This is a genomic window from Streptomyces sp. NPDC002499, assembly GCF_053595415.1.
This window is the reverse complement of record NZ_JBSFXO010000008.1, coordinates 128,581-154,525: the sequence shown is the minus strand read 5'-3', so window position 1 is coordinate 154,525 and position 25,945 is coordinate 128,581. Positions and strand designations below refer to the sequence as shown.

General features: G+C 69.9%; 24 protein-coding genes. 8 read left to right on the top strand and 16 right to left on the bottom strand.

The window, feature by feature from the left end; genetic code table 11:
• Positions 1-29: 29 nt before the first annotated feature.
• Complete coding sequence (locus ACWD5F_RS23565; protein ID WP_451257001.1) at positions 30-860, top strand: ABC transporter ATP-binding protein; 831 nt, start codon at positions 30-32, stop codon at positions 858-860.
• On the opposite strand, the gene ACWD5F_RS23560 is transcribed toward ACWD5F_RS23565, so the two are convergent.
• From ACWD5F_RS23560 to ACWD5F_RS23515, 10 genes are all read right to left on the bottom strand, one after another.
• Positions 829-2,970 (bottom strand): galactose-binding domain-containing protein, encoded by a 2,142-nt coding sequence (locus ACWD5F_RS23560; protein ID WP_451256999.1) that lies wholly within the window; start codon positions 2,968-2,970, stop codon positions 829-831. The two genes, ACWD5F_RS23565 and ACWD5F_RS23560, sit on opposite strands and share 32 nt — an antisense overlap.
• A 132-nt stretch (positions 2,971-3,102) precedes the next feature.
• On the bottom strand, positions 3,103-4,719 hold the full coding sequence (locus tag ACWD5F_RS23555) for a glycoside hydrolase family 13 protein (RefSeq protein WP_451256997.1): 1,617 nt from the start codon (positions 4,717-4,719) through the stop codon (positions 3,103-3,105).
• A 40-nt stretch (positions 4,720-4,759) separates the two neighbouring features.
• Complete coding sequence (locus ACWD5F_RS23550) at positions 4,760-5,635, bottom strand: carbohydrate ABC transporter permease (protein WP_450352639.1); 876 nt, start codon at positions 5,633-5,635, stop codon at positions 4,760-4,762.
• Positions 5,632-6,591 carry a carbohydrate ABC transporter permease gene (locus ACWD5F_RS23545; protein ID WP_451256994.1) on the bottom strand — a complete coding sequence of 320 codons (960 nt, stop codon included), beginning with the start codon at positions 6,589-6,591 and terminating at the stop codon, positions 5,632-5,634. The genes ACWD5F_RS23550 and ACWD5F_RS23545 overlap by 4 nt, the downstream gene beginning before the upstream one ends.
• 5 nt (positions 6,592-6,596) lie before the next feature.
• Positions 6,597-7,946 (bottom strand): ABC transporter substrate-binding protein, encoded by a 1,350-nt coding sequence (locus ACWD5F_RS23540; RefSeq protein ID WP_451256992.1) that lies wholly within the window; start codon positions 7,944-7,946, stop codon positions 6,597-6,599.
• Between the two features lie 186 nt (positions 7,947-8,132).
• On the bottom strand, positions 8,133-9,128 hold the full coding sequence (locus ACWD5F_RS23535) for a LacI family DNA-binding transcriptional regulator (protein ID WP_401712510.1): 996 nt from the start codon (positions 9,126-9,128) through the stop codon (positions 8,133-8,135).
• Positions 9,129-9,221: 93 nt separating this feature from the next.
• Positions 9,222-10,037, bottom strand: a complete 816-nt coding sequence (locus tag ACWD5F_RS23530) for an ABC transporter permease (RefSeq protein ID WP_401712513.1) — start codon at positions 10,035-10,037, stop codon at positions 9,222-9,224.
• 11 nt (positions 10,038-10,048) lie between these two features.
• On the bottom strand, positions 10,049-10,939 hold the full coding sequence (locus tag ACWD5F_RS23525; RefSeq protein ID WP_451256989.1) for an ABC transporter permease: 891 nt from the start codon (positions 10,937-10,939) through the stop codon (positions 10,049-10,051).
• A 3-nt stretch (positions 10,940-10,942) separates the two neighbouring features.
• Positions 10,943-12,151 carry an ABC transporter substrate-binding protein gene (locus ACWD5F_RS23520; RefSeq protein ID WP_451256987.1) on the bottom strand — a complete coding sequence of 403 codons (1,209 nt, stop codon included), beginning with the start codon at positions 12,149-12,151 and terminating at the stop codon, positions 10,943-10,945.
• Positions 12,152-12,168: 17 nt separating this feature from the next.
• Positions 12,169-13,212 (bottom strand): ABC transporter ATP-binding protein, encoded by a 1,044-nt coding sequence (locus ACWD5F_RS23515; RefSeq protein WP_451256985.1) that lies wholly within the window; start codon positions 13,210-13,212, stop codon positions 12,169-12,171.
• A 104-nt stretch (positions 13,213-13,316) separates the two neighbouring features.
• On the opposite strand from ACWD5F_RS23515, the gene ACWD5F_RS23510 reads away from it, so the two are divergent.
• Both ACWD5F_RS23510 and ACWD5F_RS23505 read left to right on the top strand, forming a co-directional pair.
• On the top strand, positions 13,317-14,063 hold the full coding sequence (locus ACWD5F_RS23510; protein ID WP_401712525.1) for a FadR/GntR family transcriptional regulator: 747 nt from the start codon (positions 13,317-13,319) through the stop codon (positions 14,061-14,063).
• A gap of 36 nt (positions 14,064-14,099) precedes the next feature.
• The gene (locus ACWD5F_RS23505; protein WP_451256983.1) at positions 14,100-14,882 is read left to right on the top strand and encodes a cache domain-containing protein; all 783 of its coding nucleotides are present in this window, start codon (positions 14,100-14,102) and stop codon (positions 14,880-14,882) included.
• A 70-nt stretch (positions 14,883-14,952) separates the two neighbouring features.
• Here the strand turns inward: ACWD5F_RS23505 and ACWD5F_RS23500 are convergent, their stop codons facing one another.
• The gene (locus tag ACWD5F_RS23500) at positions 14,953-15,615 is read right to left on the bottom strand and encodes an MmyB family transcriptional regulator (RefSeq protein WP_451256981.1); all 663 of its coding nucleotides are present in this window, start codon (positions 15,613-15,615) and stop codon (positions 14,953-14,955) included.
• Between the two features lie 223 nt (positions 15,616-15,838).
• On the opposite strand from ACWD5F_RS23500, the gene ACWD5F_RS23495 reads away from it, so the two are divergent.
• Together ACWD5F_RS23495 and ACWD5F_RS23490 are read left to right on the top strand one after the other, a co-directional pair.
• Positions 15,839-16,489, top strand: a complete 651-nt coding sequence (locus tag ACWD5F_RS23495; protein ID WP_280874093.1) for a helix-turn-helix domain-containing protein — start codon at positions 15,839-15,841, stop codon at positions 16,487-16,489.
• 32 nt (positions 16,490-16,521) lie between these two features.
• Positions 16,522-17,052, top strand: coding sequence for a toxin-antitoxin system, toxin component (locus ACWD5F_RS23490; RefSeq protein ID WP_280874680.1), 531 nt, complete (start codon positions 16,522-16,524; stop codon positions 17,050-17,052).
• 103 nt (positions 17,053-17,155) lie between these two features.
• On the opposite strand, the gene ACWD5F_RS23485 is transcribed toward ACWD5F_RS23490, so the two are convergent.
• Positions 17,156-18,184 (bottom strand): alpha/beta fold hydrolase, encoded by a 1,029-nt coding sequence (locus ACWD5F_RS23485; RefSeq protein ID WP_401712535.1) that lies wholly within the window; start codon positions 18,182-18,184, stop codon positions 17,156-17,158.
• 207 nt (positions 18,185-18,391) lie between these two features.
• Here ACWD5F_RS23485 and ACWD5F_RS23480 point away from each other — a divergent pair, with 207 nt between their 5' ends.
• On the top strand, positions 18,392-18,625 hold the full coding sequence (locus ACWD5F_RS23480; RefSeq protein WP_451256978.1) for a hypothetical protein: 234 nt from the start codon (positions 18,392-18,394) through the stop codon (positions 18,623-18,625).
• Positions 18,626-18,644: 19 nt separating this feature from the next.
• On the opposite strand, the gene ACWD5F_RS23475 is transcribed toward ACWD5F_RS23480, so the two are convergent.
• The gene (locus ACWD5F_RS23475; protein WP_451256976.1) at positions 18,645-19,331 is read right to left on the bottom strand and encodes a 4'-phosphopantetheinyl transferase family protein; all 687 of its coding nucleotides are present in this window, start codon (positions 19,329-19,331) and stop codon (positions 18,645-18,647) included.
• A complete protein-coding gene (locus ACWD5F_RS23470; RefSeq protein ID WP_451256974.1) occupies positions 19,328-20,215 on the bottom strand; it encodes a metallophosphoesterase family protein in 888 nt (295 codons plus the stop codon). Before ACWD5F_RS23470 ends, ACWD5F_RS23475 begins: the two co-directional genes overlap by 4 nt.
• Positions 20,216-20,528: 313 nt before the next feature.
• Here ACWD5F_RS23470 and ACWD5F_RS23465 point away from each other — a divergent pair, with 313 nt between their 5' ends.
• Together ACWD5F_RS23465 and ACWD5F_RS23460 are read left to right on the top strand one after the other, a co-directional pair.
• The gene (locus tag ACWD5F_RS23465; RefSeq protein ID WP_451256972.1) at positions 20,529-21,686 is read left to right on the top strand and encodes an ATP-grasp domain-containing protein; all 1,158 of its coding nucleotides are present in this window, start codon (positions 20,529-20,531) and stop codon (positions 21,684-21,686) included.
• A gap of 196 nt (positions 21,687-21,882) precedes the next feature.
• Complete coding sequence (locus ACWD5F_RS23460; RefSeq protein ID WP_451256970.1) at positions 21,883-23,562, top strand: carbohydrate binding domain-containing protein; 1,680 nt, start codon at positions 21,883-21,885, stop codon at positions 23,560-23,562.
• Between the two features lie 32 nt (positions 23,563-23,594).
• Here the strand turns inward: ACWD5F_RS23460 and ACWD5F_RS23455 are convergent, their stop codons facing one another.
• Together ACWD5F_RS23455 and ACWD5F_RS23450 are read right to left on the bottom strand one after the other, a co-directional pair.
• Positions 23,595-24,500 carry a sulfotransferase family protein gene (locus tag ACWD5F_RS23455; RefSeq protein ID WP_451256968.1) on the bottom strand — a complete coding sequence of 302 codons (906 nt, stop codon included), beginning with the start codon at positions 24,498-24,500 and terminating at the stop codon, positions 23,595-23,597.
• 192 nt (positions 24,501-24,692) lie between these two features.
• Positions 24,693-25,943 carry an alpha-L-fucosidase gene (locus ACWD5F_RS23450; RefSeq protein ID WP_451256966.1) on the bottom strand — a complete coding sequence of 417 codons (1,251 nt, stop codon included), beginning with the start codon at positions 25,941-25,943 and terminating at the stop codon, positions 24,693-24,695.
• Positions 25,944-25,945: the final 2 nt, after the last annotated feature.

The window sequence follows — 25,945 nt, the reverse complement described above, 5'->3', positions numbered from 1 at the left end:
GTGAACTTCGTGAAGGGGCGGTCCAGTCCATGCTCGACGTACGCGGCCTGAACAAGGTCTACGAGGGTTCGGGGCGCCGGGTGGAAGCCGTGCGCGACCTCACTTTCGCGGTGTCCGCGGGTGAACTCGTCTGCCTGGTGGGCCCGTCGGGCTGCGGGAAGACGACCCTGCTGAAGTGCATGGGCGGTCTGCTCACGCCGACGGGCGGCGAGGTGCTGCTGTCCGGCAAGCCGGTGAGCGGGCCGCCGCCCGGGATGGCGTTCGTCTTCCAGGAGTACGGCCGCAGCCTCTTCCCGTGGATGCGGGTCGGCCAGAACGTCGAGCTCCCCTTGAAACAGAAGAACTTGACCAAGGCGCGGCGCAAGGAGCTGGTCGCGGACGCGCTGGAGTCGGTCGGTCTCACGGACGCCGCCGGCGCGTACCCGTGGCAGCTGTCCGGCGGCATGCAGCAACGCGTCGCGATCGCACGGGCGTTGGCCTACGAACCCCAAGTCCTGCTGATGGACGAGCCCTTCGCGGCGGTCGACGCACAGACGCGGGCCGACCTGGAAGACCTCGTACGAGGCCTGTGGCGCGAGCGCGGGATCACGATCCTGTTCGTCACCCACGACATCGACGAGGCCGTCTACCTGGGCGAGCGGGTGATCGTGCTGTCCGCCTCCCCGACCGTCGTGCGGGAGCAGTTGAAGATCGATCTGCCCGACGAGCGCGACCAGTTGCACACGCGCGTGGCCCCGCGCTTCGCCGAACTGCGGACCCATGTGTACGAGCAGATCCAGGCGGCGAAGCGCGGGACGCCTCAGGACGCGGTCCCGAAGCCGGTCTCGGTCACGAAGTCGAGTACGCCTCCACTTCACTGAACTGCGCGGCCGGCCAGCCGGTGTTGGCGCTGACGGACAGCCGCAGATAACGCAGGTTGGTGGTGCTGGGCAGGGCGATGGTGACCGTGTTTCCGGTGGCCGGGTCGAACCGGTAGCCGGTGGCGCCGACGACGGTCGAGGCGGTCCCGGCGTCGGTGCCGCCCTGCACGGTGATGGTCTGGGTGCGCGCGCCCCAGGCCGAGGACGGCGGCAGCTTCAGCACCACTCGGCGCACGTTCTTGGTCGCGCCCAGGTCGACCGTCAGCGCCTGCGGGAAGGCGTTGTTGGTGGACTCCCAGTAGCTGTTCGCGTTCCCGTCCACGGCGTTGCCCGGCGGGAAGCCGCCCTGTGAGCCGGTCGCGGTGGCCGGGCGGCCCTGGGCTAGGTTGCCGCCGGTGCCCGGGTCGGGGTTGCCCTGGCCGGGCTGCGGCCACGCCGCGCAGTTGGACCAGGTGCTGCTCCAGCCGGAGTTGCCGCCGCCGTCGGTGAGGGCGAAGGTGCCGGAGTTCGCCGGGTAGGGGCAGTTGTAGATGCCCGCCGCGCCGACCGAGGTGGCCGTCACGTTGCGGAAGGTGGCCGCGCCCTGCGCCTCGGCCTGGACGACGACCGTGCCGGTGTTCCGGACGGTCGCGCCGGTCACGTTGACGTTCCGGACCGGGTAGCCCTGACCGCCGCCGGAGACGAACTCGAAGGCGCTGTAGGGGCTGTCGGTGATCGTCGTGTTGGTGATGTTGACCGTGGCGTTGATGGCGCTGTCGTAGGAGTCGACGCGCAGGGCGCCCATCGGGTGGCCCCAGTTGGGGTTGACGGCTCCCGCGCGGACGAGCGTGTTGCCGTCGACGGTGATGGTGCCGGCCAGCGGGGAGAAGGGGTCGAGGAACTTCTGGTTGGAGATCGCGATGCCGCTGCCCAGCGCGTTGGTGTCGGAGATCAGGTTGCCCCGTACCGCGATGTCGGTGCCGCCGTAGATCGCGATGCCGTTGGCGAGGTTGGGCTGCGAGATGGTGTTGTTCTCGAAGCTGCTGTTGCTGTCCGCCCCGTTCAGCGACCACATGGCGAGCGAGTCGTCGCCCTGGTTGCGCAGGAAGTTGTTGCGGACGCGGACCCCGTGGGCGTTGCCGTTGAGGTTGAGGCCGTCGGCGGTGGTGTCGAGGATGCGGTTGTTCTCGACGACGAGGTTGTCGTTGTTGCCCATCAGCCAGAAGCCGACCTTGAGGTGCTGGATCCACATGCCGGAGACCGAACTGTTCGGTCCCAGCGTGCCGTTGACGAAGTTGTCCGGGTTGGCGTCGACGCGCTCGGTGACCTCGCCCAGGACCGCGAAGTCCCGGATGCGGACGTTTCCTGAGGAGCCCGACTGGTCGATGAACCGTGAGGAGTGCACAACCGAGTACCAGCTGCCGGCGCCCTGGAGGGTGACGTTCTGGACACCGCTGAGCGAGGACGTCAGCCTGTAGTCGCCCGGCGGGATCCACACGACTCCCCCTTGCGCGGAGGCGATCGCGTCCCGGAAGGCCTGCGTGGAGTCGCCGTTGCCGCTGGGGTCGGCGCCCTTGGAGGTGACGGAGACCGAACCGGCGGGCTGGCCGGCGGCTGCGGCGACCTGCTCGAAGTCGGCCACGTCGACGGTGACTTGGGTGCCGGTCGACTGGAAGGCGACCTTGTCGCCCGCCTGCACGTTCCGCCCGAGCAGCAGCCGGGCGTTGTCGAAGAAGTGGTGGGTCTTCGCCCCGGCGATCCAACTCGTGTCGACGTACGAGTACTTGGAGGTCACCGGGAGCGTCTTGGCGAGCTTGGTGCCGTTGACGTAGACGTCGAGCGCGCCGGACTGACCGTCCGGGACGCTGTAGGAGACGTTCACGGCGTTGGCGGCGCTCGGCACGGTGAACTCGACGCGCTGGCCGGAGGTGAGGCGTACGGCCTGCCGTCCCGAGGCCTCGGAGGCGAGCGTGCCCTGGGTGTAGTCGGGGCCGATCTTCGTGCCGGTGGTGGTCGCGGACTCGGCCTCCACGGAGGTGAAGGGCAGGCTCGCACCGGCCGCGTGGGCGGCGGTGGGGGCGATCGCGGTGAGGAGTCCGGCGGAGAGGGCGACCACCAGCAAGGCTGGCATGCCCCTGACAGTTCTGTGCATTGCTGATCCCTTCGTGGTGGGGGTAAAGGGGATAGCGAGGCGGGGGTGGGGGTTGGCGGGGTGGAGGTAGGGGGCTGGGGGGTGGCGAGGTGCGCGCGGCCTGGCCGCGGGTCAGGTGCGCAGCCAGGCCGCGGTGTCCCTCGGCAGTCGGCCGTCGGCGTCCAACGGGCCGCTGGCGAGGAGCAGTTCGGTGTGGGTGGGCAGACCGACGGGCGCGTCGGCGAGGTTGACGACACACAGCACGCCGGCCCCCCGGGTGAAGGCCAGGACGCCCTCGGGTGCGGGCAGCCAGCCGAGCGGACCGTCGCCGAGGAGCGGCCGGAGCCGGATGGCCTCGCGGTAGAGGGAGAGCATCGAGCGGGGGTCGGCCGCCTGGAGATCTGCCGCGTACGAGGCCCAGCCGGCGGGCTGCGGCAGCCACGGTTCCTGCTGCGAACCGAAGCCCGCGTACGGCGCGTCGGCGCTCCAGGGCAGCGGGACCCGGCAGCCGTCGCGCCCGGGATCCGTGCCGCCGGAGCGGAAGTACATCGGGTCCTCGATGCGGTCGCGCGGGATGTCCGCCTCGGGCAGGCCGAGTTCCTCGCCCTGGTAGACGTAGACCGCGCCCGGCAGGGCGAGCGAGAGCAGGGCCGCCGCGCGGGCGCGCCGGGTGCCGAGGACGAGGTCGGTCGGGGTGCCGAAGGCCTTGGCGGCGAAGTCGAAGCCGGTGTCCGCGCGGCCGTAGCGGGTGACGGTCCGGGTGACGTCGTGGTTGCACAGCACCCAGGTGGCGGGGGCGCCCACCGGGGCGTGCTCGGCGAGCGTGGTGTCGATCGACGTGCGGAGTCTGTCCGCGTCCCAGGGGCAGGACAGGAACGAGAAGTTGAAGGCGGTGTGCAGTTCGTCGGGGCGCAGGTAGCGGGCGAAGCGCTCGGCGTCGGGCAGCCACACCTCGCCGACGAACACGCCGCCGAACTCGTCGGCGACCGCGCGCCAGGCGCGGTAGATGTCGTGGAGTTCGTCGCGGTCGACGAAGGGGTTGGGGTCGCGGCCCTCGACCCAGTCCGGCAGCTCCGGGTCCTTGGCGAGCAGGGCGGCCGAGTCGATGCGGACGCCCGCGACGCCCCGCTCGAACCAGAAGCGCAGGATGTCCTCGTGCTCCTGACGGACGGCCGGGTGGGCCCAGTTGAGGTCCGGCTGTTCCGGCGTGAACAGGTGGAGGTACCAGTCGCCGTCCGGCAGCCGGGTCCACACCGGCTCGGTGGAGCCGACGAACTGCGACGGCCAGTCGTTGGGCGGGAGTTCGCCGTGCTCCCCGCGCCCGGGCCGGAAGTGGAACAGCTCGCGCTCGGGGCTGCCGGGCCCGGCGGCGAGCGCGGCGCGGAACCAGGGGTGCTGGTCGGAGACGTGGTTGGGCACGATGTCGACGATGGTGCGGATGCCCAGCTCCCGCGCCTCCGAGATCAGCTTCTCCGCCTCGGCGAGGGTGCCGAAGGCCGGGTCGATCGCGCGGTAGTCGGCGACGTCGTAGCCGCCGTCCTTCAGCGGGGACAGGTACCAGGGGTTGAACCACAGGGCGTCCACACCGAGTTGGGCGAGGTAAGGCAGCTTGGCGCGGACGCCGGCGAGGTCGCCTGTGCCGTCTGCGTCGCCGTCGGCGAAGCTGCGGACGTAGACCTGGTAGATGACGGCGGAGCGCCACCAGTCCTGGTGCTGCGGCTGCTTCTGGGCATGGCTGGGCTGTCCCACTGTGCCTGCCTTTCTGTCTCGGGTCGGAGGGCGGTCGGTGTCAGCCCTTCGTGCTGCCCGTGCTGATTCCGGCGATGATGTGCCGCTGGAAGATCAGGAACATCGCGACCATCGGGATGCTGGCGATCACCATCGCCGCGATGAGCACGGTCAGCTGGATGTTCTGCGACAACTGGACGAGCGCCACGCTGATCGGCTGTTTGTCGGTGTCGGAGAAGACCATCAGCGGCCAGAGGAAGTCCTGCCAGACGGCGACCAGGGCGAAGATGGAGACCACACCCAGGACAGGCCGTGACATCGGCAGCACGATCGACCACAGGATGCGCAGCTTTCCGGCGCCGTCGATCTCGGCGGCCTCCAGCACGTCACGCGGGATCTGGTCGAAGAACCGCTTGAGCAGATAGAGGTTGAAGGCGTTCGCGACGGCCGGCAGCCAGATGCCCAGCGGGTCGTTGAGCAGACTGGTGTGGATCAGCGGCAGGTCGGCGACGGTCAGGTACTTCGGTACGACCAGGGCCTGGGCCGGCACCATCAGGGTGGCCAGGATGCCGCCGAGGATCAGCTTGCCGAAGGCCGGCTTCAGCTTGGACAGGGCGTAGGCGGCGGCCGTGCAGAGCACCAGCTGGAAGAACCAGGCGCCGGCCGCCTGGACCACCGTGTTCCACAGATGCTGGGGCAGCTGCATCAGGTCCCAGGCGTCGGTGTAACCGCTGATGTGCCAGTGCTTGGGAATCAGCGTCGGCGGGGTCTGGGTCACCTCGTCCGGTGACTTCATCGCGCCGGTCACCATCCAGTAGACCGGGAAGAGGAAGGCCAGCGCGAAGAGGAGGACGACGCCGGTGAAGACGGTCCAGTAGACGGCCCTGCCGCGCGGCCGGGCCAGCGCCGCCGGGGAGACCAGGGTGCGGGTGCTCACGCGAAGTCCTCCCCGGATCGGGTCAGGCGCAGATATACGGCGGAGAAGACGCCCAGCAGCACGAGGAGCATCACGCTCAGCGCGCAGGCGCCGCCGAAGTCGTTGTAGAGGAAGGCGTACTTGTAGATCAGGTACAGGACGGTGACCGTGGCGTTCTCCGGGCCGCCGCCCGTGATCACGAACGGCTCGGTGAACACCTGCATGGTGGCGATGATCTGAAGGAGCATCAGCATCAGGATGACGAACCGGGTCTGCGGGATCGTCACGTACCGGACGCGCTGGAGGATGTTCGCGCCGTCCAGCTCGGCCGCCTCGTACAGCTCGCCCGGGATGGACTGGAGGGCGGCCAGGTAGATCAGGACGGTGCCGCCCATGTTGGCCCAAGTGGCCACGATGACCAGGGAGACGAGGGCCGTGTCGGCGCCGTTGGACCAGTTCGAGGTGGGCAGGTGCAGGAAGCGCAGCGCCTCGTTGGCGAGGCCGGCTCCGGGATCGTAGAACCACTTCCACAGCAGCGCGCTGACCACCGGCGGGATCATCACCGGCAGGTAGACCACGACCCTGAAGAAGGCCTTGGCGTGCCGTAGTTCGTTGAGGACCAGGGCCATCACGAAGGGGATCGCGAAGCCGATGAGCAGGGCGAGCAGCGTGAAGGTGAGCGTGTTGCGCCAGGCGGCGGTGAACTCGGGGTCGTGCCAGACGCGGGTGAAGTTGTCGGTGCCGACCCACTCGGGGTCCGAGCCCGGCGTGTACTTCTGGAAGGAGATCACGACGGCGCGGATCGCCGGGTACCAGGAGAAGAGCGCGAAGCAGATCAGCCCGCCGACGAGGAAGGCGTAGGCGCGCGCCTGGTCGGCGAGACGGCGCCGCCTCCGGTCCCCTGCCGGAGGCGGCGCCTGCACCGGGCGCACGGCGACCGTCTCGACGGGTCGCCGCGCTGCGGTGGTCTTGGGCATGTCGGTCAGCCCCGGGCCAGGATGCTGTCGATCTTGCCGGAGGCATCCTTGAGGAGCTTGTCGATGTCGGCGTCCTTCTTGGTGAGGACGGCGGAGACGGCCCCGTCGAGGACGGAGTAGATCTGCTGGGCGTTGGGCGGTTCGATCTTCATCTGGAGGGCCTGGTTGCCGTCCAGGAAGGCCTGGTAGTTCTCCACCGGGACGTTGGCGTTGGCCTTCTTGACCTGCTGGTCCTTGGCGTCGGCGGCGCCGGTGAACAGGCGCGGCTCGGGCAGGCCGACCGGGGCGTTGTTCTGCTTGGCGCGGGCGTAGTCGCCGAGGAAGCCGTCTCCGGGGGTCAGGAACATGGAGTCGAGCCACTTCAGGCCGGCGCGGATCTGGGCGGGCGAGTCGTTCTTGTTGAACATGTAGCCGTCGCCGCCGATGAGCGTGCCCTGACCGCCGGGCATGGGGGCCAGCGCGAGGTCCTTGTAGTTGCCGCCCTTCTCCTTGACCAGGATCGGGATGTTGTCCGGCGCCGAGAGGTACATGCCGAGCTTGCCCGAACCCATCATCTGCTGGACGTCGTTGATGACCAGGAGCTGCTTGCTGCCCATCGAGTTGTCGGTCCAGCGCATGTCGTGCAGGTTCTGCAGGACCGCGTGACCCTGCGGGGTGTCGATGCTGGCCTTCTTGCCGTCGGCGGTGACGACGTCGCCGCCCTGGGAGTACATCTCGGCGGTGAAGTGCCAACCCCCCTGGTTCTGGGCGCTGTAGTCGGCGTAGCCGACGGTGCCGTTGCCGAGCGCGGCGATCTTCTTGGCGTCGGCGCGCACCTCTTCCCAGGTGGCCGGGGGCGTGTCGGGGTCGAGGCCGGCCTTCTCGAAGAGCGCGCGGTTGTAGATCAGACCCATCGAGTAGCCGGTGCGCGGGATGCCGTAGATCTTGCCGTCCACGGTGTAGATGTCGCGCAGCTGCTTCTGGATGGTGTCGTAGCTCTTCAACTCCTTGACGTACGGCGTGAGATCGGCGGCCTGGCGGACGTCGACGACATGCTTGGCGTCGGTGAAGTACGTGTAGAAGACGTCTTCCATCTGCCCGCCGGCGAGCTTGGCGTCGAACGTCTTGGGGTCCTGGCAGGGGAAGGCGTCGTGCGCGACGACGTCGATGTTCGGGTTCTTCTTCTCGAAGGACGCGATGTCCTGCTGGAAGAACGAGCGGTCGACCTTGGCGCTCTTGGGCGGCATGCAGTTGACCGTGATGCGGGTCTTGCCGCTCGCCGAGTCGTCGTCGCCCGACCCGCAGGCGGAGGCGGCCAGGGCAAGCGAACAGACACTGAGCGCGGCGAAAGTACGGCGGAACCCGGTGATTCTCATCGGTGGACCCCTCGTGGCAGGAGCGGTGGGCGCCGCACACTCAAGCACCGCCGACAGCTGTCCGCAAGATGTCGCGCAGAATCCGTAATTATTTGACAGAGGATTGGATGTGATGGATCTCCGATTGACTGTGCATCGTCAGTGACCGACAGCTCTGCCGGAAATCAGTCCGGCGGCTGTCCGGAATCAGTCCCGCGGCGCTTGCGCGGTCGAGCCCCGGACCACCAGCTCCGGCTCGAAGAGCAGTTCGTCGGCCGGTACGGCACTGCCGCCGACCTGTGCGTTCAGCAGCTCGACCGCGGCGCGCCCCATGGCCTCGATGGGCTGGCGGACGGTGGTGAGGGGCGGCTCGGTGCAGTTCATCAGCGCGGAGTCGTCGTAGCCGACGACGGAGATCCGCCCCGGCACGTCGAGACCCTTGCGGCGGGCGGCCCGGATGACGCCGAGCGCAAGCGGGTCGCTGGCGCAGATGAAGCCGGTGACCCCGCGGTCGATGAGCCGGGTGGCCGCCGCGTGGCCGCCCTCGATGGAGAACATGGCCCGGGCGATGTGCTCGTCGGGCAGCTCGCCCAGCGCGCGGGCCGCGGTCAGCTTGCGCGCCGACGGCATGTGGTCGTCCGGCCCGAGGACCAGGCCGATCCGCTCGTGCCCGAGCGAGGCGAGGTGCCGCCACGCCTGCTCCACGGCCACCGCGTCGTCACAGGAGACACCGGGGAAACCGAGGTCGTCGATGGACGCGTTGACCAGCACCACCGGGATGTTGCGCTCGGCAAGGCGGCGGTAGTGGTGGTGCGGCGCGTCCGCCTGGGCGTACAGACCGCCGGCGAAGACGACGCCGGAGACCTGCTGCTGCAGGAGCAGATCCACGTAGTCGGCCTCGGAGACGCCGCCCTTGGTCTGGGTGCACAGCACCGGGGTCAGCCCGGCCTGGGCCAGCGCTCCCCCGATCACTTCCGCGAAGGCCGGGAAGATCGGGTTCTGCAGCTCGGGCAGGACCAGACCGACCAGTCGCGCGCGCTCGCCGCGCAGCTGGGTGGGCCGCTCGTAGCCCAGGACGTCCAGGGCACTGAGCACCGCCTGCCGGGTGGGCTCGGAGACCCCCGGCTTGCCGTTGAGCACCCGGCTGACCGTGGCCTCGGAGACCCCGACCTTCTTCGCTACCTCGGCAAGTCGTCGCGTCATGCGCGCAAGAATAGCGCAAGAAACGCAAACGGCTTGCGTGGAGGTCTGATTCGGTGGCTGGATCCGTCGGCCGGACTCGTCCCGTCCGGATTCTCAGACCCGGCTGCTCGTCGCCGTGTCGGCCGACATCCGCTGGGCCACGTAGATCGGAATCACCGAGAACAGTACAAGGACGGCCGCCACCACGTTCACGACCGGTGCCTGCTGCGGTCGGGTCATGTTGTCGAAGATCCAGAGCGGCAGGGTCTGGACACCCGGTCCGGCCGTGAAGGTGGTCACCACGATCTCGTCGAAGGAGAGCGCGAAGGCCAGCAGTCCGCCCGCGAACAGCGCCGAGCGCACCAGCGGGAAGGTGACGTCGACGAAGGCGCGGAAGGTGTTGGCACCGAGATCCATCGCGGCCTCCTCGTAGGTCCCTGAGGTGCGGCGCAGCCGGGCGACGACGTTGTTGAAGACCACGACGATGCAGAAGGTGGCGTGCCCGACCACCACGGTGAACAGGCCGAGGCCGACCCCGAGCGGCTCAAGTACCGTACTGAAGGCCGAGTTGAGGGCGATGCCCGTGACGATGCCGGGCAGCGCGATCGGCAGGACGACCACGAAGGACAGGGCACCCCGGCCGAAGAAGCGGTACCGGGAGACGGCGAAGGCGATCAGCGTGCCGAGGACGAGCGCTATCGCGGTGGCCCCGAGGCCGGCCTTCACCGAGACCCAAAGGGCTTCCCGCGCACCGGAGTTGTCCTTGGCCACCGACCACCAGTGCAGGGTGAACCCGGGCGGCGGCCAGCTCGCGCTGCGGTCCGGGTTCAGGGAGTTGACCAGGACGAGCAGCAGCGGCACGTAGATCACCGCGAAGCCCAGCCCGGCGGCGACGCGCAGCGCGATCCGCGCGGAACGGGAGAGTTGCACGACGGGCTCCTCTACAGGCTGCTCAGCGCGCCCGTGCGGCGCATCGCGAGCAGGTACAGCACGATGACGGCGACGGGGACCGTGGCGAGGGTGGCGGCCATGGGCAGGTTGAGTTCGATGTTGGAGTAGACGAGGTTGCCGATCAGCTGGGTCTTGCCGCCGACGATCTGCACGGTGATGTAGTCGCCGAGGCTGAGCGAGAACGTGAAGATCGACCCGGCGGCCACGGACGGCAGCACCATCGGCAGCACGACCGACCGGAAGGTCCGCCAGCCCCGGGCCCCCAAGTCCGCCGACGCGTCAAGGAGGTTGGCGGGCAGCTGCGCCAGCGCGGTGTGGATCGGCAGCACCATGTACGGCAGCCAGAGGTACGTCAGCGTCAGCACGGTGGCCGGCAGACCGAACCCCGGCCCGCTCAGCCCGAAGGGCTTCAGCATCCAGTCGGCGAGCCCGCCCTCGGACAGGATCAGCCGCCACGCGTACACCTTCACCAGGTAACTCGCCCACAGCGGCGTGAGGATGGCGACCACGAGCAGCGGCCGCCACTTCGGCCGCGCCACCCGCGCGGTGTAGAAGGCGAGCGGAAAGGCGATCACCGCGCACAGCACGGACACCGCGAGCGCGACCCCAACGCTGCGCAGGATCACCTGCCGGTAGACCGGCGTCGTGAACAGCGCGTGGAAGTTGTCGGTCGACCAGACCTTCACCACCTCGGAGGTGAAGGAGTTCGTCGTCCAGAACGCGGAGACGAACAGCACGGCGAGCGAGCCGAGATAGAGCACGGCCAGCCACAGCAGCGGGGCGGTCAGCAGCAGCCCCAGCCGGAGCCGGGGGCGCCGGTGCAGCGCCCCGGCGAGCCGCCGGACGGTCCCCCGCCCGACGGTCTGCGCCTCTACGGTCATGGGTCAGCCCTTGATCTCGGTCCAGGCCTGGACCCACTTGGCGTACGGCACGCACTTGACGTCCGTGCGGCCGTCCAGGCACTGCTCGATGGGCGTGTTCCAGAAGGCGATGTTCTTCCAGTAGCTCTCGTCGGTCGCGTGGTAGGTGGTGCAGAAGTTCTTGTCGCTGGTCAGGTCGCACGCCTTGGAGTTCGCGGGGGCCTCGCCGAAGTACTCGGCGACCTGGGCGTTGACCTTCGGCGAGATGATCCAGTCCAGCCACTTGTAGGCGCAGTTGGGGTGCTTGGCCTTCGCCGACACCATCCAGGTGTCGGACCAGCCGGTCGAACCCTCCTTCGGCACGAACGCCTTGACCTTCGCGCCCTCGTCGGACGCCAGGTTGGCGATGACCTGCCAGGTGGTGCCGACGACGGAGTCACCGCTCTTGAAGGCGGAGATCTCCTTCAGGTAGTCGCCCCAGTACTCGCCGATGCTGGAGTTCTGCGTCTTGAGCAGCGCCACCGCGGCGTCGAACTGCTTCTGGTCGAGCGCGTAGGGGTCCTTGATCTTCAACTCCGGCTTGGTGGCCTTGAGATACAGGGCCGCGTCGGCGATGTAGATCGGTGAGTCGTACGCGGTGACGTGGCCCTTGTACTTCGACGCGTCGTCGAAGACGGCCGCCCAGGACGTCGGCGCGGGCGTCACCTTCTCGGTGTTGTACATCAGCAGGTTGGCGCCGCGGCCGTGCGGGATGCCGTACATCTGCCCGTCGACGGAGTTCCAGTTCCCGTCCTTCAACCCGGCGAAGACGTCCGCGTAGTTGGGCACGAGCTTGGTGTTGACGGGCGCGGCGTCGCCGGAGGCTATGAGCCGCAGGGAGGCGTCGCCGGAGGCCGAGACGGCGTCGTACTCACCGGTCTTCATGAGTTTGACCATCTCGTCGGAGCTGGCGGCGACCTTGGAGTTGACCTGGCAGCCGGTCTGCTTCTCGAAGTCGCTGACCCAGTCGACCTTGGGGTCGTTGGAGCCGTCCTCGACATAGCCGGCCCAGGCGATCAGGTTGACCTGTCCCTCGGTCTTGCCGAGCTTCGACTGCTCTTTGAGATCAGGGGGGTTGAGGCCGCCGGCCGAGCCGCTGCCGGAGTCGGAGGAGCCGCAGGCGGCGGTGGCCAGGAGCAGTGCGGCGGCGGCCGCGAGCTGGAGGGTACGGATGTGGCGCACGACGTTCTCCATACGTGAGGGACGGCGGATCAGTCGGGGACGTGGACGGTGTGGCGGCGCTGCCAGCGCAGGCGGACCCGGGTGCCGCGGTAGGCGGCGACGTCCTCGGCGGAGGTCTCCAGGTTCTGCTGGAGCGCGGTGAGGCGACCGCCCGCGTCGAGGTCGACCAGGAAGCGGGTGGAGTCCCCGAGGTAGACCACCTCGGCGACGGTGCCGATCGCGGTCGTGTGCTCGGGCGAATCGGCCTCGGCGGACTCCTCGGCGGTCTCCTCGACGATCCGGATCTTCTCGGGCCGGATGCTGAAGGTGCCGGCCTTGCCGACGACGCGCTGGGCCGCCTCGCCGGTCAGCAGGTTCGAGGTGCCGACGAAGGACGCGACGAACGAGGTGAGGGGGCGTTCGTAGATCTCGGCGGGGGTGCCGACCTGTTCGAGCCGGCCCTGGTCGAAGACGGCGATGCGGTCGCTCATCGTCAGGGCCTCCTCCTGGTCGTGGGTGACGAAGACGAAGGTGATGCCGACCTCGCGCTGGAGCGCCTTCAGTTCGACCTGCATCTGCTCGCGCAGCTTGAGGTCGAGGGCGCCGAGCGGTTCGTCGAGCAGCAGGACACGGGGGCGGCCGACCAACGCGCGGGCGAGGGCGACGCGTTGGCGCTGGCCGCCGGAGAGCTGGCCGGGCCGGCGTTTCCCGTACCCGTCCAGGCGCACCTCGGCGAGTGCCTTGCGGGCCCGTACGAGCCGCTCGGCCTTGGGCACCTTGCGGACCTTGAGGGCGTAGGCGACGTTCTGCTCGACGGTCATGTGCGGGAAGAGGGCGTAGTCCTGGAAGACGGTGTGGACGTCCCGCTCGAAGGGCGCGAGCCCGGTGACGTCCTGGCCGGCCAGCTCGATCCGGCCGCCGGTCGGCGTCTCGAACCCGGCGATCATGCGCAGGACGGTGGTCTTGCCGGAGCCGGAGGGACCGAGCAGCGAGAAGAACTCCCCGTCCCGGATCTCCAGGTCGATGCCGGCCACGGCGGTCGTCCCACCGAACGACTTCCGCAGTTCGTGCAGCCGGATCGCACTTCCCTCCATGGGCGGGAACCTTTCTGGCGCTCTCGTACGTTGCACGGAAACATATGAAGTCATAGTTCAAATCTCAAGGCCCCCTTAGGGTAAAGCTTGAGTCAACGCACAAGGTGGTGGCCGTGAAGCAATCGACCGACGGCGGCGCCCGCAGAGCCGTCTTCGCGCCCGTGGACAACCGGGCGCGCGTGGACGCGGTGGTCCGCCGGCTCGGCGACGCCATCGAGCTCGGCCTGCTCGCCGACGGGGAGCAGCTGCCCGGCGAGAGCGAGCTGGCGGGGCAGCTCGGTGTGTCCACCGTGACCTTGCGCGAGGCCCTCATGGCGTTGCGCCAGCAGGGCCTGGTCACCACCCGCAGGGGCCGGGGCGGCGGCTCCTTCGTCTCGCTGCCCGAGGACCCCGGCGAGGAGCGCCTCCGGGTCCGGCTGCGCGGCTGGAGCCCGGAGGAGCTGCGCGATCTGGGCGACCACTGGGCGGCCCTGTCGGGCACCTCGGCCCGTCTCGCCGCGGACCGCACGGAACCCGACGACCTGGTCCAACTGCACCGCACCGCAACCGAGTTGAGCGAGGCGCCGGATCCTGCGGCCTGTTCCCGGATGTACGGGCGCTTCCATGTGGAGCTGGCCGCCGCCGCGCAGTCCGCGCGGCTCACCCGGGAGCAGGTCGCGCTGCAGACGGAGGTCGGCGCCCTGCTGTGTCTTGTGCTCGGCGACGACGAATATCGTGAAGAGGTGGCGGACCGTCACCGCTCCGTAATCTCGGCCGTGCAAGATGGGGCCCAGGATTCGGCCAGGGAACTGGCCGAGCGGTGCGTCCAGGAGTCGACGGCGCGGCTCATCGCCGTACGCCTCGCCCTGTAGCCGCGCCGCGCCGGTCCCCGTCCGCTGGAGGGCCCCATGAGCAGCAGCCCTGGCCTCGTCGGCACGGCGACCCCGACGCTCGACACTTCCGCCGAGGAACAGGTGGCGGCGCGGGTGGGTGACGCGCTGGAGGCGGTGTTCGACGCGGTCGCCGAAACCCGTACGGACGCGACGGAGTTGCTGACCCGGGTGGCCGACCGGCAGCGCCGCCCCGCGACCGCCGACCTGGCCGCGCTCCGCCCCGGTCTCCATCTGCGCCTGACCCGCCAGGAGTTGGTCTCCGGCGTGGGCTTCGTCGCCGCCCCGGGTCTGCTGACCGACGTGCCGGCCTGGCTGGAGTGGTGGCAGACCGGCGCCCAAGGGGACGTGAAACCCCTCCTGTTGGACCTCGACCCGCAGCACTCGGCGTACTCGGACTACACGCACTGGGACTGGTTCGCGCTGCCCCGCGACACCGGCCGGCGGGCGGTGGCGGGCCCCTACGTCGACTACCTCTGCTCGGACGAGTACAGCCTCACGCTCTCCGCGCCCGTCGAGGTGGCGGGCCGGTTCGTCGGAGTGGCCGCGGCGGACGTGTACCTGCGGCACTTCGAGGCGGCCGCGCTGCCGTTGCTGCGAGGGCTGCCGGGACCGGCGTACCTGGCGAACGCGCGCGGCCGGGTGGCGGCCTCCGCGGACCCCGCCCATCTCGCCGGCTCGCTGACCAAGGGCCCTGATTTCGCGGGGGTGTTGGAGCGGTCCCGTCCCGCGGACCTCGACGGCATACGGCTGTTCCCGTGCCACGGCATCCCGTTGGTGCTGGTGACGACCGCTCGCTGAAGCCCGGATCGACAACCGCCCTGATCACTGACTGGGCGCCGTCGGCGACCTGAACGCCGACGGTGCCCGGTCAGGCCTCGGGGGTGGGAACCACCCTGAGATGCGCGGCCGTGGACCTGGCACCGCGCGGCCGGGACCGCTCACGGCGGGTCTCGCGCAGCACCAGCGTCAGCCGCCGGTATCCCAGCTCGCGCAACGTCCGCGGTGTCTCGTCCACCACCCGGCAGTCGGTGGCGCCCCAGCGCGGATCGGGATGGAGCACGGGCCGCACGACACCGTCCAGTTCGAGGGCGGCCTCCCCGGCCACGCACATCCAGTGCGGCAGGCCCTGCCGGTACGCGGCCTCCATGATCGGGTCCTGGGCGATCTCGCGGCGAATGGCCTGAAGTCCATGGTCGTGCGCGCACCGCTCCACGGCGGTCGAGAAGTGGGCCAGCATCGGCAGGCACCACAGGGACTCGTGATCGCCGAGGACCGTGCCCGCGTCCGGGTGGAACAGCACGAAACGCAGCAGGTTGTCGCCCGGCATCGCGGTCGGATGCGGGCTCATCTCACGGAAAAGTGACGCGAATGCACTGTTCGAAAGAACGACGTCCCAGCGGTGGTCGAAGACGACGGACGGAAAGGGGACAGCCTCCACGAGGGTGGCGTAGTCCTGCAGATACGCCTGAGCCTCGGGGCTCTCGGGGACGGGCCGCGGTGCCGGCCGCTGCCCTCCTGCCTGATACGCCATCGGGAGGTCACCCCTCTTGCCTATGCGGCCTTCACGCGGCGCCTTGATCCTGCGGTCCCGACGCGAGCCGTGTCAACTATCGTGGCATTCCGTGCCTGTTGACGGCTTAAATTGGCCACAGTTGTGGCGAGACCTGGATGTGAGTTCGAACCTACGGGTAATGTCCGTCGGGTTCACGGCAACGGCTTGTGAAAAGCCGGTGAGAAACGTAGGAGATCTGTCGGTGACGGATGGCTTCGAGGGTCCGGGCACCACGGCGACCGCTGCGCTGCCGGCCGTCGTCGCTCGCGTCGCCGCGCTCGCCGACCGCCTGGGCGTCGCGCACACGGAGGTCTTCGACGTCGGCCGCCTCTCCGCCGCCTCCGGAGTACCGCAGCCGGTGGTACGGGACCTGTTGAACGGTCGCCCGGCGGGCGAGCCCGATGTCCAGGCCCGCTTCCTCCAGCGTCTGGGCCTGTTGCGCCGCACCCGTCTGAAGCCCAACGGCCGCAAGTACACGCAGCAGGAGATCGCCGACGGCGCGGGCATGTCCCGCCAGCAGGCGGGCGCCCTCATCAACGGCGACCGGCGCCCCACCATGGAGCACTGCGACGCCATCCAGCGCTTCTTCCGGGTGCACGCGGGCTTCCTCACCGCCGAGGACCCCGAGGCCCTCACCGGTGCCCTCCAGAGCACCGAGCAGGAGCTGCTGCAGAAGCTCGCCGAGCGGGAGGCGGACGGCACCGGCGAGGACCCGCTGGAGCGGCTGCTGCAGGACCACGGGGTGCGCGGGATCGCCTGGCGGGCCGCCCAACTCCCCACCGACCAGCACCGCGACAAGGTCGCGGAGTGGCTGGACATGCTCCTGGAGAGCGTCAAGCGGCCCGAGTCGTGAGCCGGGGGAGAACTGTGGGCATCGGCAAGCAGATGCGCCGCCTGTGCGGCGAGTTGGTCACCGAACTCACGCTGCCCGCGCCCGCGCCACCGGCGGACCTGTACGGCGCCCTGTGCTCCGCGATGAGCCGCCGCCGCGGTCGCCCGGTGCACTTCCGTACGGCGGCCTTCCCCACGGCGACGGCCAGCGGACTGTGGCTCGACATGACCGACCAGGACCTCGTCGTCATCGAGGAACGCACCGCGCCCGACCACCAGTTGGTGATCCTGGGCCACGAGCTGTGGCACATGCAGGCCGGCCACCACGGCCATCACGTCGAGGGCGCCAAGGTGGCGGCCCGGCTGCTGGACGACGGGGCGGACCTGCTGGCCACCGTGCGCGCGGTCGCCGCCCGCAGCCACTTCGACCAGGCCGAGGAGCAGGAGGCCGAGGCCTTCGGGCTGCTGCTGGCCAGCAAGTGCCGTACGTGGCTCGCCGGTTCGGGACTGCGCGGCCCGGTGCAGCGCGACCACCTGGCGGGCCGGATCGGGGCATCGCTGGGGTATCTGGGGCCACAGGGCTGAAACGCTACGCGCGGTGACAGTGCGCCGCACGCGCCCAACTCCCGTGCCGGAGCGACGCGTTACCGAACGGCGCTCACCCCGTGCACCGGTACCCCGCTCACCGTCACGTGGCGCTGCGCTCGCTCGCCTCCCGCAGCTCCGCCTCCGCCGCCCGGCCGTACGCCGTGTCCATGTCCGGCTGTCCGTCGCAGAGCAGCTCCCGCCAGTGCTCGCGGCTCCAGTCGGCCGGGTCCGTGGTCCGGGTGAACTCCTCGACCAGCGACACGAATCGCCCGGGATCGCTGTGGAACGGGAAGTGCCCGGCGCCCTCGAAGATCTCGAGTCGGCTGCCCGGCATCGCCTCGTGCGCCCCGTACGCGTGCCGCACGGGCACCACGCTGTCCCGGTCGCCCCACAGCAGCATGGTCGGCATGCCCTCGGTCAGATAGCACCGGTCGAGCATGGTGACGACCTGCCCGCGCCAGTCGACGACAGCGCGCAGGGTCCGCACGAAGGCGTTGCGCGCGGTCTCGTCGGGCAGGGCGTCGACCAGGTTCAGCCACTCGCCCGCGTCCTGCCCCAGATCGGTGTTCAGCAGCTTCATCAGCCGTATCGTCAGGCCGACTTGGAGCCGCATCCCTGGCAGCCGCAGCGACGACAGCATCAGGTGCGCGCCCGGCAGGGAGACCAGCCGCAGCAGGGGGTTGACCTCGCGTCCCACGCCTCCGGCGCCGACCAGGATGAGCCGCTCGGTGCGCTCGGGGAACTGGTAGGCGAACTGCATGGCCACTCCCCCGCCCAGCGAGTGCCCGACCAGGGTGGCCGACTCGATGCCGAGGGCCGTCAGCAGGTCCCGCACGCCGTTCGCGTACGCGGCCACCGAGTAGTCGGCGCGGGGCTTGTCGGAGGCTCCGTGGCCGAGCAGGTCGGGGGCGATGACGGTGTGGGTGCGGGCGAGGTCGGGGATCAGCTCGGTCCAGGTGGCCGAGGAGTCGCCGATGCCGTGGATGAGGACCAGCGCGGGGCCCTCGCCCGCCATGCGGAAGGCGCGCCGGTAGCCGTGCACGACGCGGTACCGCAGCGCCAGTTCGTCGTCGCCCACCGAACGCAGCCGTACGGCGCGCACCGGACGCCGACGCGGGACGTCGACCACGCGTTCGCCTCCCGTTCCCCGGCCGTGCGGAACACGGCCGAAAGCTCTTTCTCCTAGCGTAGGACCGCTTTCCCACAAGGGATTTCGGGGACGTTTCGCCTCGGCTAAGCGGGCGAACCGGAAGGCGGCGAAACCCGATTGTCAGTGGTGGACGGCAAGCTTGGGACGAGCGACCGACGACGCCGATCCAGAAGGAGCCGCCCGATGATGCCCACCGCCGTTCTGACCGACCGCGAGCGCACCGCCGTGCAGGCCTACATGCGACTGCTGCACACCGTGCGAGCCGCCTTCGACGCCGACGCCCCGCCCGAGACCCGCCGACCACCCGTCGTCCCGCCCGCCGTCCTCGCGGAGGCGGAACGGGCTCTGGCGGACGCCGGGTTGCAGGGCAACGAGGAGGAGTTCTTCCGACTGCTCCAGAGCTGGTGCCCCGGCGGCTAGGAGCCGTCGTGACCGTGGTTCAGGTGGTGGTGTGCGGCACGCTGATCGCCGTCGCCACCAGGCCCCGCTGGACGGTCCAGCGGCCCTCGAAGTGGCTGACGCGCCGTCCGCCGACGAGCGGCCCCGGCACGAGCAGTTCGGCGCGGAAGCCGCCGTGCAGCCGTTCGCCGGGGTCGTGGAAGACCTCGATGTCGGCCTCGGTGAACTCCAGCCACTGCCCGGTGAGGGGGAACCACGCCTTGTAGACGGACTCCTTGGCGCTGAACAGCAGCCGGTCCCAGTGGACGCCGGGACGCTCCTGGGCCAGCGCCCGCAGCCGGACCGCCTCCACGGGCAGTGACACGGCGTCCAGGACGCCCTCGGGGAGCGGTCCGTGGGGTTCGGCGTCGATGCCGAGGGAGGCCAGCTCGCCGGCGCGGACGAGGGCGGCGGCGCAGTAGCCGTCGCAGTGGGTCATGCTGCCGACCAGTCCCGCGGGCCAGCCCGGTGCGCCGCGCTCGCCGGGCAGCAGGGGCGCCGGCGGCACGCCGAGCTTCTCCATGGCGCGGCGCGCGCAGGCCCGGACCAGGGCGAACTCGCGGCGGCGCTTGGCGACGGCCTGCGCGACCACCGCCGCCTCCTCCGGGTACAGCGGGGCGGGCTCGCTCCCGTCGTCGCCGAGTACCTCCACGGCGACCACCTCGGGTGGCAGCAGCTCCTCGATCACCGGGTCCCGACCTCCTTCGACACGTCCGACGCGCCCGGGTCGTACGGCAGGATCCGCCGCAGCCTGCCCGGTGGCCGGGGCCGCTTGCGCCACTCCCGTGGGTAGCCGACGGACACCTCTTCGAAGCGGACGCCCTCGTGCCAGGTGGTGCGCGGGATGTGCAGGTGTCCGTAGACCATGGTCGCGACCCGGAACCGGCGGTGCCAGTCGGCGGTGAGGTCGGTGCCGCACCACATGGCGAACTCGGGGTGCCACAGGACGTCGGTGGGGTGCCGGTCCAGCGGGTAGTGGTTGACGAGGACCGTGGGCAGGTCCTCGGGGATCTCCGCGAGCCGCCGTTCGGTCTCGGCGACCCGGGCCCGGCACCAGGCCTCGCGGCTCGGGTACGGGTCGGGGTGCAGGAGGTACTCGTCGTTGCAGACGATGCCGGTCGTGTGCGCGTACTCGAGCCCCTGCTCCTTGGTGACACAGCCGGCCGGGAGGAACGAGTAGTCGTAGAGCAGGAAGAGCGGGGCCACGACGACCGGGCCGCCGGGTCCTTCCCAGACGGGATACGGGTCCTCCGGAGTGGTCACGCCCAGCTCCCGGCACATGGTGACCAGGTGCTCGTAGCGGGCGGTGCCGCGCGCGGTGACGGGGTCCTTGGGGTGGGTCCACAGCTCGTGGTTGCCGGGCGCCCAGATCACCTTGCGGAAGCGGCTCGCGAGGGTCTTCAGCGCCCAGCGGATGTCGGCCACGGTCTCGGAGACGTCGCCGGCCACGAGCAGCCAGTCGTCGTCCGTGTCCGGCCGCATCTCCTCGACCAGCGCGCGGTTCTCCGCGTACCCGATGTGCAGGTCACTGATGGCCAGCAGCTGTCCGGCACCACCGGCCGTCGACGTCACCTCGCGCCCCCTCCGCACGACCGGCGCGTCCCACGCGCACCGGTCGGGACCACGACAACATATTCACGGCGCCCCGACAAGGCGGTCCGGCGCGGACCGCGTCGACGCGTGCGGAACTCCTGATCCGGGTGGGCATGATCGGAAAATCCGTAACACGTACGTTGCACGCCCGGCCTCCGCGAAGCCGTATGATCGCCCCAACACCACCGCCAGGAACTTCCCTTCAAGCAGGGGTTGTTTGGCGACCCTCCCTCCACCCTGCCCGGGCACGGGCCTGCTTTGCCCTGCCCGCGAACCATGAAAGGCGGCCTGCATGGTCTCTCGCGTACGCGTCTGGCTCAACCGCACGTACGCGGAGAACGTGTTCTTCATGGATCAGCTGCGGCGAAATCCCAGCGATCGCGCCGTCGAGATTCATGCGACGCACGGGGACGCGGACTCTCCCGTGCTGGCCGCCGCCGACACCGCCGACCTGGAACCCGAGGGCCTGTCCCCGGCCGCGTACGTCGAGTACGCGCTCGACCAGTGCCAGCGCCGTGGCATCGATGTCTTCGTGCCCCGGCTGCACCAGTCGGCGATCGTGGCGCACCGCGCCGACTTCGAGTCGGTCGGCACCGCACTGCTGGCCCCGCAGCCCGAGGCCGTCGCCGTCTTCCACGACAAGGTGATCGCGTACGAGGCCGTGCAGGCGATCGGCGTGCCCGTGCCGTCGTGGTTCCGCGTCCGCAACGCCGACGAACTCCTCGCCGCCGTCGAGGAGTTGGAGGCCGACGGACACAAGGCGTGCTTCAAGCCGGCGTCCGGTGCGGGCGGGGTGGGCTTCCGGGTCATCACGCGTACGCCGTTCTCGATGATGCATCTGACCGGGTTCCCGAGCTCGTACGTGCCGCTGGATCTGGTCCTCGGCGCGCTCAAGGAGACCGACGAGCCGGTCGACTGGCTGGTGATGCCGCGTCTCGAGGAGCCGGAGGTGTCGGTGGACTGCCTCACCGGTCCCGACAACCGGGTGCGGCTGGCGATCGGCCGGACCAAGAACGGTCGGCGGCGCGGGTTCACGCTGCACGAACAGTGGCTGGAGCCGGCGCGGCGGATCGCGGAGGGCTTCGGGCTGCACTATCTGTCCAACATCCAGTTCCGGATGTTCGGTGACCGCCCGGTGCTGATGGACGTCAACACGCGGCCCGCCGGCGGGCTGCACCAGCTGTCACTGTGCGGGGTCAACGCCCCTTGGGCGGCTGTGCAGTTGGCGCTCGGCGAGGACCCGGGCGAAATCGTGCCGCCGTTCCTCGGCCAGGACTACACGGTGGTGTCGGGACCGCGCCAGCTGCGCCCGCTGTCGGTGTCGCACCAGCGGCCGGACGAGGACGAGCAGGTGCCCCTGCCGGCGATGCCCGCCCAGTCGGCGGAGTCGGCCGAATCCGTCGGGGTCGCCCCGCAGTCGGCGGGCAGCCACGCGGGCGCGTCCGCCTAGGCCCCGCGCGGCGGATCACGCCCCGGACGCCCGGCGGATCACGCCCGGACGAACAACTTCATACCGGTCTGGACCAATCGCATCGCAGTACCTTGACACCGCGATTGGTCCATACCAACTTGGGTGACGCACCCCGCTCTGCTCGGTACTCCCGAGTCTGCACTCCCGAACATCCCCATTACTTCAGGGAGATCGCGTGCGTAACCCACTCAGACGTCCCGGACGTCGACTCCTCGCACTCCTCGGCACCGCCGCTCTCGCACTCGCCGGAGCCGTCGCCCTGCCGACCACGGCCGAAGCGGCCAACATCCTGCCCAACCCCGGCTTCGAGTCGGGCGCCCTCTCGCCCTGGACCTGCACCGGCAACCTGGGCTCGGTCGTCTCCTCCCCCGTCCACGGCGGCACCAAGGCCCTTCAGGGGGCGGTGAGTTCGAGCGACATCGCGCAGTGCAGCCAGACCGTCGCGGTCCAACCGAACACGACGTACGCGCTGACCGGCTGGGTCCGCGGCTCCTACGTCTACCTCGGCGTGAACGGCGGCGCCTCGACGTGGACCACGTCCCCGTCGGCGTACAGCCAGCTGAGCGTCTCCTTCACCTCCGGTGCCTCGCAGACCAGCGCGACGATCTACACGCACGGCTGGTACGCGCAGGGCACCTACTACGCCGACGACATCAGCCTGGACGCGCCCGGCGGCAGCAACGACACCCAGGCGCCGACGACCCCCGGCGCCCTCTCCTCCACCGGCAAGACCTCGTCGAGCGTGTCGCTGAAGTGGAACGCCTCGACGGACAACGTGGGTGTCACGGCCTACGACATCTACGCCGGCTCCAGTCAGGTGCTCAGCGTCTCCGGTACGACGGCGACGGTCAGCGGGCTCTCGCCCAGCACCGCCTACACCTTCACCGTCCGGGCGCGCGACGCGGCCGGCAATTCCTCGGCGGCCTCCAACTCCGTGAGCGTCACCACGGACGCGGGCACCGGCACCCCCACCGGGTTCAAGCAGGCCGCGCCCTACCTCTTCGAGGGCTGGGGCGACCCGCCGAGCCCGACCACGGTGATGGCCGCGACCGGCGTCAAGTGGTTCACGATGGCATTCGTCCTCGACTCCGGCGGCTGCAACCCCGCCTGGGACGGCCAACGGGCGCTGACCGGTGGCGTCGACCAGACCGCCATCAACCAGATCCGTTCGGCCGGCGGTGACATCGTCCCGTCGTTCGGCGGCTGGCAGGGCAGCAAGCTCGGCGCCAACTGCTCCTCCGCGAGCGCGCTCGCCGGAGCGATCCAGAAGGTGATCGACGCCTACGGACTCAAGGCCGTCGACATGGACATCGAGAACACCGACGAGTTCGAGAACGAGGCCACGCAGGCGAAGATCCTCACCGCCCTGAAGACGGTCAAGGCCAACAACCCCGGCCTGAAGACCATCGTCACCTTCGGGACGTCGACCACCGGGCCGACCTACTACGGCAACCGGCTGATCGAGCAGGCCCAGTCGCTCGGCGCGAACATCGACGTCTTCACCATCATGCCGTTCGACTTCGGCGGCGGCGCGGACATGTACGGCAACACCGTCAACGCGGCGGAGGGCCTGAAGACCAAGCTGAAGTCGACGTTCGGCTGGGACGACGCCACCGCGTACTCCCACATCGGCATCTCCGGCATGAACGGCCTGTCCGACCAGCAGGAGAACACCACGCCCGCGATCTGGACCCAGATCAAGGACTGGTCGAACAGTCACCACATCGCCCGTCTCGCGTTCTGGGCGGTCAACCGCGACCGGCCGTGCCCGGGCGGCGGCGTGGTGAGCAACTGCTCCGGCATCAGCCAGAACACCTGGCAGTTCACCTCGATCACGGCCGGCTTCACCGGCTGAGCGAGGAGCGACAGCAGGCGTGGGGGCACCCGTCAGGTCGGGTACCCCCACGCCTTCGCCAACTCCACGAGCCTGGGCGGCAGTTCGGCCGTGGCGTCGGCGGGTCTGGCGGGCTGGACGCGGCCCGACTTGATCGTGCTGGACCAGTCGCCGAGCTGGGGGCGGAAGGTCCCGTGGTCCTTGCTGCCGTAGTCCAGCATGGCGGGCTCCCACGCGACACCGAGGTGGTCGCACAGGCCGCGCGTGACCCGCTCCGGGTCGGCGGTGAGTTCCTCGTACGTGACGACATGGACGGAGCCGAGACCCAGCCGGGCCTCCTCCAACTTCTCGGCGTAGCGCAGGACTTCGGCGCGGATGTCCTCGTGGTCCGGGTTCTTGCGGCGGTCGGTCAGGGAGGCGACGATCGCGCCCGGGTGCCGCAGCAGCAGGATGTAGCGGGCGTCCGGCCAACATCGGTGCAGGCGCGGCCAGATGAGGGTGTTGGGCGGGGTCTTGTCGACGATGACGTCCTTGCCGCTGCGGGTGAGTTCCAGATGCAGCACCCGGTCCCACAGCATGTGCTCCAGCTCGTCCTTGTCGAGTTGAAGTGCCTGCATCGCGTCCGCGCTGAAGGTCCGGCTCAGGTCGACGTGCAGGGTGCGCAGATGCATCTCGTGCGGGGCGCGGATCCGGCTGTGGCTGTTGAGCAGGACCCGCAGCAGCGTCGACCCCGATCGCACCGAGGACAGCACGAAGACCGGCGACTCGACCAGGCGCGGGGCGCCCGGGGCGGTGTACGACGGCGTGGCCGAACTCTTCGCGGCCGCCGGGTTCTTGGGGGCGCTGCGGGGTGACGGCATCGCGTCCAGGCTCCGGCGCGGCGGGCTCACCGCCTCGGCCATGAGCCGTCCCCGGCGCCTGAGGCCCTTCCCTATCGCGGACATTCGCGGCTCACGCACGGTCGCACCTTTCTCTCGCCTTACCGGCGCATCTCAGGCGCGGCAGGCGAACTCCAGGTGTCCAAAAAAGGAACACCCCTGGTCAGCGGAGCCTAAATGCGGCCCTTGACCAGGGGACTTACCGTTCTCTTAATTCTCCATGGGAATCAGGACGCCGCGAGGATCAGAATCGCCCGGCGCCCCGGTACGGCTTCAGAACCGCCCGGCCCCCCGGTACAGCTCCAGCTCCCCGTCCAGCTCGACCGCGAGCACGGTGGCGTACGGGTCGAGGTCCGCCGCGCCGGGCGGGTCGATCCACAGCACGCCGACGGCCTCGTGCAGGCCGCCGACCACCCGGTGGGCGAGTTCCGTGCCGGTGCCGAGCACGCTCACTCGGCGGACCTTGGTGGCCAGTCCCCGTACCCCGATCTCGGCGCGCGGGGCGTCGAACAGCGTGAGGTAGAGGGTCCGGCCGTCGGCGGACAGCGTGCTGGGCCCGTAGTGGTGCCCGGCCGGCAGCCCGCGCACGGTCCCGTACACGGCCTCGGCGTGCTTGCGGATCCACTCCCCCAGCCCCTCCAGGCGCTCGACCTGCGGCTGCGGGATGGTGCCGTCCTCCATCGGGCCGACGTCGAGCAGCAGGTTGCCGCCGCCACCGATGGTCTCGGTGAAGTAGCGGACGAGCTGCGCGAGCGACTTGTGGTTGTGGTCGTGGTGCTGGTACCCCCACGAGTCGTTGATCGTCAGGCACAGCTCCCACGGGCCGTCCGGCGGCACGATGGGGGCGCCCTGCTCGGGGGTGGCGTAGTCGCCCTCGCTGAGCATGCGCGCGTTGAAGACGACCTGCGGCGTGTACGACCGGATGAGCGCGGCCAGTTCGGGGATCCGCCACTGCTCCTCGCTGCGGTCCCACTCGCCGTCGAACCACATCAGGTCGGGGCGGTACCGGGAGGCCAACTCGCGGATCTGGCCGTCGCGGTAGGCGAGGAAGCGTTCCCAGGCCGCCAGGTCCTCGTCCTCGGCGGCGACTTCCGAGTAGCGGTTGTCCTCCTGCTCCGGCGGACGGCCCGGCTTGCGCGTGGAGGCGTAGTCGGGGTGGTTCCAGTCGGAGTGCGAGTAGTAGAAGCCGACCTTGAGGTCCTTCTCGCGCAACGCCTCGGCATAGCCGGTCAGATAGTCCCGGCCGAGGTTGAGGTCGCCGAACTCCGTGTCCCACAGGGCGACTCCGTCGTGGTGACGGCTCGTCAGCACCGCGTACTTCGCGCCCGCCCGGGCGAACAGGTCCGCCCAGGCGCGCGGGTCGTACTCGGCACCGGTGAAGCGCTCCAGCTGGGACATGTACCGGTCGTGCGGCACGATGTCGTCGTAGAACGACCAGGACTCCTGGACGCCGTCGACGGCATAGATGCCCCAGTGCACGAAGATCCCCAACTTGGCGTCGGTGAACCAGGGTTGCATGGCCAAGG